Genomic DNA, 9,514 nt, shown 5'->3' with positions numbered 1-9,514 from the left:
GGTTACATTCCGAACCCGGAAGCTAAGCCTCACAGCGCCGATGGTACTGCAGGGGGGACCCTGTGGGAGAGTAGGACGCCGCCGAACAATCATTCCAAAAAGACCCCCTCCCATTCGGGAGGGGGTCTTTTTGCGTTACCCTCTGCCAATGCAGAACCTGACCCTGACCTGGCAGACCGCCGGGGGTGCCGCCGTCGTCCTCTACGGAGGCGCGTACGCCGCTGCGAGGGTCCGGAAACCGGGGGCGTCGGCGCTGCTGCGGGAGGCCGGCACGCTGCTGGCGCTGTTCGCGCTCTGGCAGCTGGTCGGGCACCTGTCGGTGATGAGTGCCGATCACGCGTTGGACCGGGCGGGCTGGATCCACCGGACCGAGCAGGCGATCGGCCTGCCGGACGAGGCCTCCTGGCAGGCGGCGGTCACGCCGTACCCGGTGCTGGTGCGGCTGGCGAACTACTACTACGCGGTGATGCACTTCGCCGTCATGCTCGGTGTGCTGCTCTGGGTCTTCCTGCGGCACCGGGAGCGCTACGCGTGGGTGCGCAACACGGTGGTCATCACCACGGCGGTCTGCCTGCTGGTGCAGTTCATCCCGGTGGCACCGCCGCGGATGCTGCCGCAGAGCGGCTTCGTGGACGTGGCCGCGGAGTACGGGCAGTCGGTGTACGGCGGCGCGGTCGGCGGGGTGGTGGTGGCGGACCAGCTGTCGGCGATGCCGTCGGTGCACGTCGCCTGGTGCGTGCTGGCGGCGGTCGCGGTGGTGCGGGTGTCGCCGAGCCCGTTCCGCTGGGTGGTGGTGCTGCACCCGCTGCTGACGGTCGCGGTGGTCGTGGTGACGGCCAACCACTTCTGGGCGGACGGCATCGTCGCCGTCGCCATCCTGCTGTTCGCCTACGCCGTCCTGGCGTTGGCGGCACGGCGACGGGGCCGGGTCCCCGTCGAGACGGAGACCCGGCCCCGGGCCGGTGCCGAGGAGCGGCCCCAGCAGGTCGGTTGAGCCCCGGCAGGTCACTTGACCGGCAGGGCGACCTTCCCCCAGGAGCCGTTGCTCAGGCGGGAGGTGGCCCAGTACCAGGCGATGGCCCCGGAGACGGCCGCGACCCAGCCGGCGGCCTTGCCGAGGCCGCTGTAGCCGCCGAGGACGGCGATGGCGTCCAGCACGAGGGAGACGGTGAACAGGCCGTAGACGGCGCGGCTGAACAGGCCCGCGCCCCAGCTGGCGGCGGTGAGGCTGAGGGCGAGCAGGGCCCACAGCAGCAGGAACAGACCGGCGGCGTTCTTGCTCGCGCCGCCGGCCACCGACCAGGTCGCCCAGAAGGCGCCGAGGCTGGTGAAGGCGGTCCCGGTGAAGCCCTCGCCGCCGCGGAGCTGCCAGAGGCCCGCGATGAAGAGGGTGACGCCGCCGAGCAGGTGGGCGAGGTGGGCCGCGTCCCCGACACCGGTGCCGTGCAGGATCCCGGTGGAGAGCAGACCGTAGGCGAGCAGTGTCAGGCCGAGGGCGAGGTAGCCGAGGTTACCCGCGTCGGCTCCGGTGGAGCGGGCGTTCGTTGCCCCGGTAGCGTCGTTGCTCACCGGAGGCTCCTTTCACTCTGGGCGCGCGCAGGGCGCAGTGACGCTTGGTGTCGTTCCGATGAGTGGATGCGCGCGACCGCGCCGAGGGCGCACGGCTGTGAGCGTGCGCGGGCTGCGGTCAGAAGTGAGGTCAGAAGCGACGGGCCTGCGGAGAGCCGCTGGTCACGTCCCCGCCGGGGGATTCCCCGGCGAGATCGGTTTACCCGGCCCCGCTCGCTTGTACCCTTGTGAAGATAACAATTTGTGACGATGTCAGCCGGGGAACGCTCAGGTCTGGCGCCGGGTCGGAACCCGGAGCGTCAGGATCGCCATGTCGTCGGACGGCGGCTCGGGGGCGAAGCGCTCGACCGCGCGCTGCACCCGCATGGCGACCGCGCCGGCGGTCAGTCCGGTGCAGCCGGTGAGCACCTCGGCGAGGCCGTCGTCGCCGAGCATCCGCCGGCCTTCGCGGCGTTCGGTGACGCCGTCGGTGACGCAGAGCAGGACCTCGCCGGGCGCCAGCACCAGGTGCTCGGCGGTGAGTTCGAGGTCCTCCATGACACCGAGCAGCGGCTGCGGGGTGGCGGCCCGGTCGACCTGGCCGTCGGTGCGCAGCCGCAGCGGCAGCGGGTGGCCGGCGCAGACCAGGGACAGTTCGGTGCTGCCGTCCGGGCGGGGCGTCAACTCGCCGTAGAGCAGGGTGAGGAAGCGGCTGCGCGCGCCCTCGTCCAGGATGGCCGCGTTGAGCCGGCGCAGCACCTGCGGGGCGTCCAGGCCCTCGCGGGCGAGCAGGCGCAGCGAGTGCCGGGCCAGGCCGGTGACGGAGGCGGCCTCGGGGCCGGTGCCGCAGACGTCGCCGATGGCGAAGCCGTAGGTGCCCTCGCGGATGGTGAACAGGTCGTAGAAGTCGCCGCCGACCTCGTTGCCCTCGCCGGCGGCCTGGTAGTAGACGTCCACCTCGACGCCCGGGATCTCGGGCAGGTCCGGCGGGAGCAGGCTGCGCTGCAGGGCCTGGCTGGTCGCGGTGCGCTCGGAGTAGAGGCGGGAGTTGTCGAGGGCCAGGGCGGCCCGGCGGGAGAGGTCCTCGGCGAGTTCGAGGATCTCCTGCCGGAACCGCACGCCGGCCGGGACGCCGAGGGCGAGCAGGCCGATCACCCGGTTGCGGGCGGTCAGCGGAAGGACGACGGTCTCGCCGAGCAGGCCGGCGAGTTCGGGGCTGTCGGTGAGGCCGCGGGCTCCGGCGGTCTCGGTGGGCGCGGTCCAGAAGCGGACGCCGTGGGTGGGCCCGGCCTCGGGGGCGGGGGTCTTGTCGAGGAGGTCGCGCAGGGGGTCGATCCGGTCCTCGTCCTCGTGCAGGACGAAGGCGAGGCCGGCCGAGGAGCTGTGGTCGCCGTTGGTGTAGACGGCGCACCAGGAGGCGAGGGTGGGGACGGCCATCTGGGCCATCAGCGCCAGGGTCTGCTCGTGTTCGAGGGTGCCGGCCAGCAGGTCGGAGGCTTCGACGAGGAAGGAGAGCGAGCCGCGGCGCAGCCGTTCGAGCTCGGTCAGCCGGGTGCTCTCGACGGCCAGGGCGACCCGGTCGGCGGCGAACTGGAGGCGCAGCGCGTCCTCGTTGTCGTAGCGGCCGGGGGCGGCGGTGGCGATGCCGAGCGAGCCGATCAGGCGGCCCTCGACCTTGAGCGGGACGGTGACCAGGGAGCGCATGCCGCTGCCGGTGAGCAGGGGCAGGCCGGTGGGGCGGGCGGCGAGGTCCTCGTGGACGGTGGGCAGCCGGGCGGAGTCGTAGCGGTTGCCGCTGCCCACCGGGAAGCGGGTGTGCCGGCGATGCCCGGTGGTCAGGCCGGTGGCGGCGCGGACCTCGAACTCGGCCTCGTCGTCGGTGGTGAGCAGCAGGTAGGCGGCGTCCGCGTCGAGCAGGTCGCGGGCGCGTTCGACGGTGCGCTGGAGGAGGGTTTCGAGGTCGTCGGTGGCGACCGGGCCGGCCAGCAGGTCGAGCCGGGGACCGGTCTGGTCGGGGCGCTCGCCGGGCAGGGCGCGGGCGGGGGAGCGCAGGACGGCGCGGTCGGGTTCGAGGACGAGCAGGCAGAGGGTGGAGGCGACGCCCTCGGTGTCGCGCACGCGCACCTGGACGCCGTAGACCTCGACCTCCTCGCCGTCGGCCCGGCGTACGCCGTAGTCGCCCTCCCAGCGGGCCAGCCGGAGGGTGTCGGTGAGGCCGAGGCCGCGGCCGGGGGACTGCGGCCAGACCGCGAGGTCGGCCCAGGGGCGGCCCAGCACGGTGGCGGCGGGGTAGTGGAAGAGGGATTCGGCGTCCGGGTTCCAGGCCAGGACGCGGCCGTCCTCGTCGAGTTGGACGACGGCGACGTGCACCGGCCCGGGGCTGCTGGGCAGGTCGCTGCCGGGGGTGGCGGGGACGGCGTAGCGGGTGCCGGCCACGTGGGCGGGCAGGGCGAGCCGGAACCAGACGGTCTTCTGCCCGGCCGCGTACTCGACGCCCCAGCGTTCGGCGAGGGCGGAGCACATCAGCAGGCCGCGGCCGCCCTCGCCGTCGGGGTCGGCGAAGCGCTCGGAGGCGGACACCGGGCCGTCGCCGAGCGAGGGCAGGCCGCGCTCGGGGTGGTGGTCGGTGACCTCGATCCGGACGCTCTCCTCCTCGCGCAGGCAGCACACCTCGGCTGCGGTGCCGGCGTGCACGACGGCGTTGGTGACCAGCTCGCTGACCAGCACGACGGCGTCGTCGACGACCTCGGGCAGGCCCCAGCCGAGCAGCGCGTCCCGGACGAAGCCCCTGGCGGCGGCCGCGGACCGGCCGTCGGGGTCGAAGGTGGCGGCTGCGCGCGCGGTGACCACGTTGCCACTTCTCCTCTGCTGCTCTGGCCCTGACTGTCCGGGGCTCGTGCCGACCTTCCCGGGCGGGCCGTCGGGTGGGCGGCGTCGTCGGGTCGGGTCGTGGCCCGGTGCAGCGCTCCACCCTACTTTCCGCTTGGTTCCCCGTGGGGGCGGGGCGGCGAAACAGGCACCGGAGGGTGATTCTGCCCACCTGTTTCGGACGGTGCGGGGACAACCGTGGGCAACCAGCCGTATACCCGGCGCCGGTGCTGCCAGACTGGGGGGTCCGCGACGGCCGGTGGGAGCAGTACGGTCGTGTGGGTGCCGGTGGGCCGTGAGGTCCGGCCGGTACGCAGCCCAGCCGGGCCGGTGCCCGGTCCCGTGCCGTTCCGGCGCGGCGGTCACCGGACAGTACACACGATGTGGGAGGGGCCCGTTGAGTTCGGCCACCAAGGACGCCACCAAGGACGCCACCGGTACGACGCCGCAGGCTCCGCGCGGCGGGCGGGCCGGGGCCGCGCCGCGGATCGCGGCCGGCCGGCGAGCGGGCCACAGCCGCGGCGCGGAGCCCGCCGAGCTGCGCAAGCTGCTGGCCGCGCTCACCGCGATGCGGGACGGGAACTTCCGCCGCCGGCTGACGGTGCCGGGCGACGGGCCGTTGGCGGAGATCGCCGCGGTGTTCAACGAGGTCGCCGAGCGCAACCAGCACCTGACCGGTGAACTGGCCCGGGTGCGGCGGGCGGTGGGCCGCGAGGGCCGGCTGAACGAGCGGCTGGAGACCGGTGCGGGCGAGGGCGCCTGGATGGCGGCGGTCGACAACTGCAACGCGCTGATCGACGACCTGGCCCGGCCGATGGCCGAGGTGGGCCGGGTGCTGACCTCGATCGCCGAGGGCGACCTGGACCAGAAGATGGAGCTGCGCTCGCTGCACAGCAACGGGGTGAGCCACCCGTTGCGCGGCGAGTACCTGAGGATCGGCCGGACGGTCAACGGGCTGGTGGACCAGCTCTCCGAGTTCACCGACGAGGTGACCCGGGTGGCCCGCGAGGTGGGCACCGAGGGCAAGCTCGGCGGGCAGGCCAAGGTCCGCAGCGTGTCGGGCAGTTGGAAGGACCTGGCGGACTCGGTCAACACCATGGCCGGGCGGCTGACCGCGCAGGTGCGCAACATCGCCCAGGTGACCACGGCGGTGGCCAAGGGCGACCTGTCCCGCAAGGTGACCGTCGACGTGGCCGGCGAGATGCTGGAGTTGAAGAACACCGTCAACACGATGGTGGACCAGCTGAACGGCTTCGCCGCCCAGGTGACGACGGTGGCCAGGGACGTCGGCACCGAGGGCCGGCTGGGCGGTCAGGCGCAGGTGCCGGGCGTGGCCGGGGTGTGGCGCGAGCTGACCGACTCGGTGAACTTCATGGCCGACAACCTGACCGGCCAGGTGCGCAACATCGCCCAGGTGACCACGGCGGTGGCGCGCGGGGACCTCTCGCAGAAGATCGAGGTGGACGCGCGCGGCGAGATGCTGGAGCTCAAGAACACCATCAACACGATGGTGGACCAGCTCTCCGGCTTCGCCGAACAGGTGACCAGGGTGGCCCGCCAGGTGGGCACCGAGGGGCGGCTCGGCGGGCAGGCCCAGGTGCCCTGGGCGGCCGGGGTGTGGCGGGATCTGACCGACAACGTCAACTTCATGGCGAACAACCTCACCGATCAGGTGCGCAACATCGCCCAGGTGACGACGGCGGTCGCCAAGGGCGACCTGTCGCAGAAGATCCAGGTGGACGCCCGGGGCGAGATCCTGGAGTTGAAGAACACCATCAACACCATGGTCGACCAGCTCTCGGCCTTCGCCGACGAGGTCACCCGCGTCGCCCGGGACGTGGGCACCGAGGGCATCCTCGGCGGCCAGGCCAGCGTGCCCGGGGTGTCCGGGACGTGGAAGGACCTGACCAACAGCGTCAACCTGATGGCCAACAACCTGACCAACCAGGTGCGCAACATCGCCGAGGTGACCACGGCGGTGGCCCGCGGCGACGTGTCGAAGAAGATCACCGTCGACGCCCGGGGCGAGATCCTGGAGCTGGTGACCACCGTCAACACCATGGTCGACCAGCTGTCCGCCTTCGCCGACGAGGTGACCCGGGTCGCCCGCGAGGTGGGCACCGAGGGCATCCTGGGCGGCCAGGCCCGGGTGCGCGGGGTGTCGGGCATCTGGAAGGACCTGACCGACAACGTCAACTTCATGGCGTCGAACCTGACCGGACAGGTCCGCAACATCGCCGAGGTCGCCTCCGCGGTGGCCCGCGGCGACCTCTCCAAGAAGATCACCATCGACGCCCAGGGCGAGATCGCGACGCTCGCCGGGACGCTGAACACCATGGTCGACCAGCTGTCCGCGTTCGCGGTCGAGGTGACCCGGGTGGCCCGTGAGGTGGGCACCGACGGCACCCTGGGCGGTCAGGCGAGCGTGCCGGGCGTGGCCGGCATCTGGAAGGACCTGACCGACAACGTCAACCAGATGGCCAACAACCTCACCGGCCAGGTCCGCAACATCGCGCTGGTGATCACCGCGGTCGCCCGCGGCGACCTCTCGCAGAAGATCGACGTGGACGCGCGCGGCGAGATCCTCCAGCTCAAGACCAACATCAACACCATGGTCGACCAGCTCTCCGCCTTCGCCGACGAGGTCACCCGGGTCGCCCGCGAGGTGGGCACCGACGGGCGGCTCGGCGGCCAGGCCCGGGTGCCCGGGGTGGACGGCACCTGGCAGGACCTCACCGAGTCGGTGAACGAGCTGGCCAACAACCTGACCCGGCAGGTGCGCGCGATCGCCCAGGTCGCCACCGCGGTGACCAGGGGCGACCTGAGCCTGCGGATCGACGTGGACGCCGCCGGTGAGCTCGACGAGCTCAAGGACAACATCAACCAGATGATCGCCAACCTGCGCGAGACCACCCGGACCAACCAGGAGCAGGACTGGCTCAAGACCAACCTGGCCCGGATCTCCGGCCTGCTCCAGGGCCGCCGGGACCTGGAGGCCGTCGCCTCGCTGATCATGACCGAGCTGACCCCGGTGGTCTCCGCCCAGCACGGCGCCTTCTTCCTGGCCCAGCCGGCCGGGCGGACCGCCGAACTGATCACCGAGGACGACGACGAGAACGACACCGTGCTGCGCCTGATCGGCAGCTACGGCTACCAGCGGCGGGCGATGCCCACCACCTTCCGGCCGGGCGAGTCGCTGATCGGCCAGGCCGCGACGGAGAAGCGGGCGATCATCGTCAAGGAGGCGCCGCCCGGATACCTCAAGATCGCCTCCGGCCTCGGCGAGGCCTCGCCGGCCCACATCGTGGTGCTGCCGGTGCAGTTCGAGGGCCGGCTGCTGGGCGTGATCGAGCTGGCCACGTTCAGCTCCTTCACCACCGTCGCGCTGGACTTCCTCAACCAGATCGCCGACCTGATCGGTGTCACCGTCAACACCATCAGCGTCAACACCAAGACCGAGGGCCTGCTGCTGGAGTCCCAGCGGCTCACCGCCGAACTCTCGATGCGGTCCGCCGAGTTGGAGGCGCGCCAGGAGGAACTGGAGCGCACCAATGAGGAGTTGCAGGAGAAGGCCGAGCAACTCGCCCAGCAGAACCGCGACATCGAGATCAAGAACAGCGAGATCGAGGAGGCCCGGCAGGTCCTGGAGGAGCGCGCCGAGCAGCTCGCCCTGGCCTCCCGGTACAAGAGCGAGTTCCTCGCCAACATGTCGCACGAGCTGCGCACCCCGCTCAACTCGCTGCTGATCCTGGCCAAGCTGCTCTCCGACAACAACGAGGGCAACCTCTCGCCCAAGCAGGTCGAGTTCGCCGACACCATCCACGGCGCCGGCTCCGACCTGCTCCAGCTGATCAACGACATCCTCGACCTGTCCAAGGTCGAGGCCGGCAAGATGGACGTCCGCCCGGCCCGGATCGCCCTGGTCCAGCTGGTCGACTACGTCGAGGCCACCTTCCAGCCGGTCGCCCTGGACAAGAACCTGGACTTCGCGGTCCGGGTCTCGCCCGCCCTGCCGGTCACCCTGCACACCGACGAGCAGCGGCTCCAGCAGGTGCTGCGCAACCTGATCTCCAACGCCGTCAAGTTCACCGACACCGGCGGCGTCGACTTCTCGATCAGCCCGGCCGGCCGGGACGTCCCCCAGCACGTGCGCGAGCGGCTGCTGGAGTTCGGCTCGATCCAGGGCCCGGACGAGGAGCTGATCGCCTTCTCGGTCTCCGACACCGGCATCGGCATCCCCGGCAACAAGCTGCGGGAGATCTTCGAGGCGTTCAAGCAGGCCGACGGCACCATCAGCCGCAAGTACGCCGGCACCGGCCTCGGGCTGTCGATCAGCCGCGAGATCGCCCGGCTGCTCGGCGGCGAGATCCACGCCGAGAGCGAGCTCGGCAAGGGCTCGACCTTCACGCTCTACCTGCCGCTGCGCACCGAGGCCCCGGACGCCGCCGCCGAGCGGCTCCTGGACCGCCCGGGCCCGGCGAACCCGCCCGCGCTGCGCGCCTCGGTCGGGGTGACCCCGGTGGGCCTGCCGGTGCCGGTCGGCGAGAGCCCGGCCGACCACTGGGCCCAGGAGGTCCGGGAGATGGCCGAGGAGCGCCGCCGCGGGGCGGTGGAGCGCCGCCGCAGCGCCGCCCTGGAGAGCGCCGCGGTGCCGCGGGCGGTGGAGCCCGCGCAGCAGCCCCGGCCGGTCCGCGCCGACACCCGCTTCGACGGCCAGCAGGTGCTGATCGTGGACGACGACGTGCGCAACGTGTTCGCCCTGACCAGCGTGCTGGAGCAGTACGGGCTGACCGTCCTGTACGCGGAGAACGGCCGCGAGGGCATCGAGATGCTGGAGCAGCACGAGAACGTGGCGCTGGTCCTGATGGACATCATGATGCCGGAGATGGACGGCTACGCGACCACCGAGGCGATCCGCCGGATGCCCCAGTTCGCCGGCCTGCCGATCATCGCGCTGACCGCCAAGGCGATGAAGGGCGACCGGGAGAAGTCCCTGGAGGCGGGTGCCACCGACCACATCACCAAGCCGGTGGAGACCGACCACCTGCTGTCGGTGATGTCGGAGTGGCTGAACGGCGACCGCGCGTGAGCGAGGCGC

4 protein-coding genes and 1 rRNA gene are annotated in these 9,514 nt (G+C 72.0%); 3 read left to right on the top strand and 2 right to left on the bottom strand.

The annotated features are described in order from the left end of the window. Positions 1-87, top strand: a 5S ribosomal RNA gene (gene rrf, locus ACFXOZ_RS34330); the annotation flags it as partial. 61 nt (positions 88-148) lie between these two features. Then, complete coding sequence (locus tag ACFXOZ_RS34325; RefSeq protein ID WP_375897102.1) at positions 149-994, top strand: phosphatase PAP2 family protein; 846 nt, start codon at positions 149-151, stop codon at positions 992-994. Positions 995-1,005: 11 nt separating this feature from the next. Here ACFXOZ_RS34325 and ACFXOZ_RS34320 read toward each other — a convergent pair whose 3' ends face one another. Together ACFXOZ_RS34320 and ACFXOZ_RS34315 are read right to left on the bottom strand one after the other, a co-directional pair. Beyond that, the gene (locus tag ACFXOZ_RS34320; protein WP_375897104.1) at positions 1,006-1,569 is read right to left on the bottom strand and encodes a GPR1/FUN34/YaaH family transporter; all 564 of its coding nucleotides are present in this window, start codon (positions 1,567-1,569) and stop codon (positions 1,006-1,008) included. A gap of 267 nt (positions 1,570-1,836) precedes the next feature. Next, positions 1,837-4,398, bottom strand: coding sequence for a SpoIIE family protein phosphatase (locus ACFXOZ_RS34315; protein ID WP_380593819.1), 2,562 nt, complete (start codon positions 4,396-4,398; stop codon positions 1,837-1,839). 586 nt (positions 4,399-4,984) lie between these two features. Between ACFXOZ_RS34315 and ACFXOZ_RS34310 the strand changes: the two genes are divergently transcribed. Continuing rightward, positions 4,985-9,505, top strand: a complete 4,521-nt coding sequence (locus ACFXOZ_RS34310) for a HAMP domain-containing protein (protein WP_380529450.1) — start codon at positions 4,985-4,987, stop codon at positions 9,503-9,505. Positions 9,506-9,514: the final 9 nt, after the last annotated feature.

It is taken from the genome of Kitasatospora sp. NPDC059160 (assembly GCF_042755465.1).
Taxonomy (GTDB): domain Bacteria; phylum Actinomycetota; class Actinomycetes; order Streptomycetales; family Streptomycetaceae; genus Kitasatospora.
This window is presented reverse-complemented; position numbering and strand designations above follow the sequence as displayed.

What these genes read in the sequence shown, in the direction of transcription:
- ACFXOZ_RS34325 (WP_375897102.1), top strand. Translation starts at nt 149, where the DNA reads ATGCAGAACCTGACCCTGACCTGGCAGACCGCCGGGGGTGCCGCCGTC.
- ACFXOZ_RS34310 (WP_380529450.1), top strand. Translation starts at nt 4,985, where the DNA reads ATGCGGGACGGGAACTTCCGCCGCCGGCTGACGGTGCCGGGCGACGGG.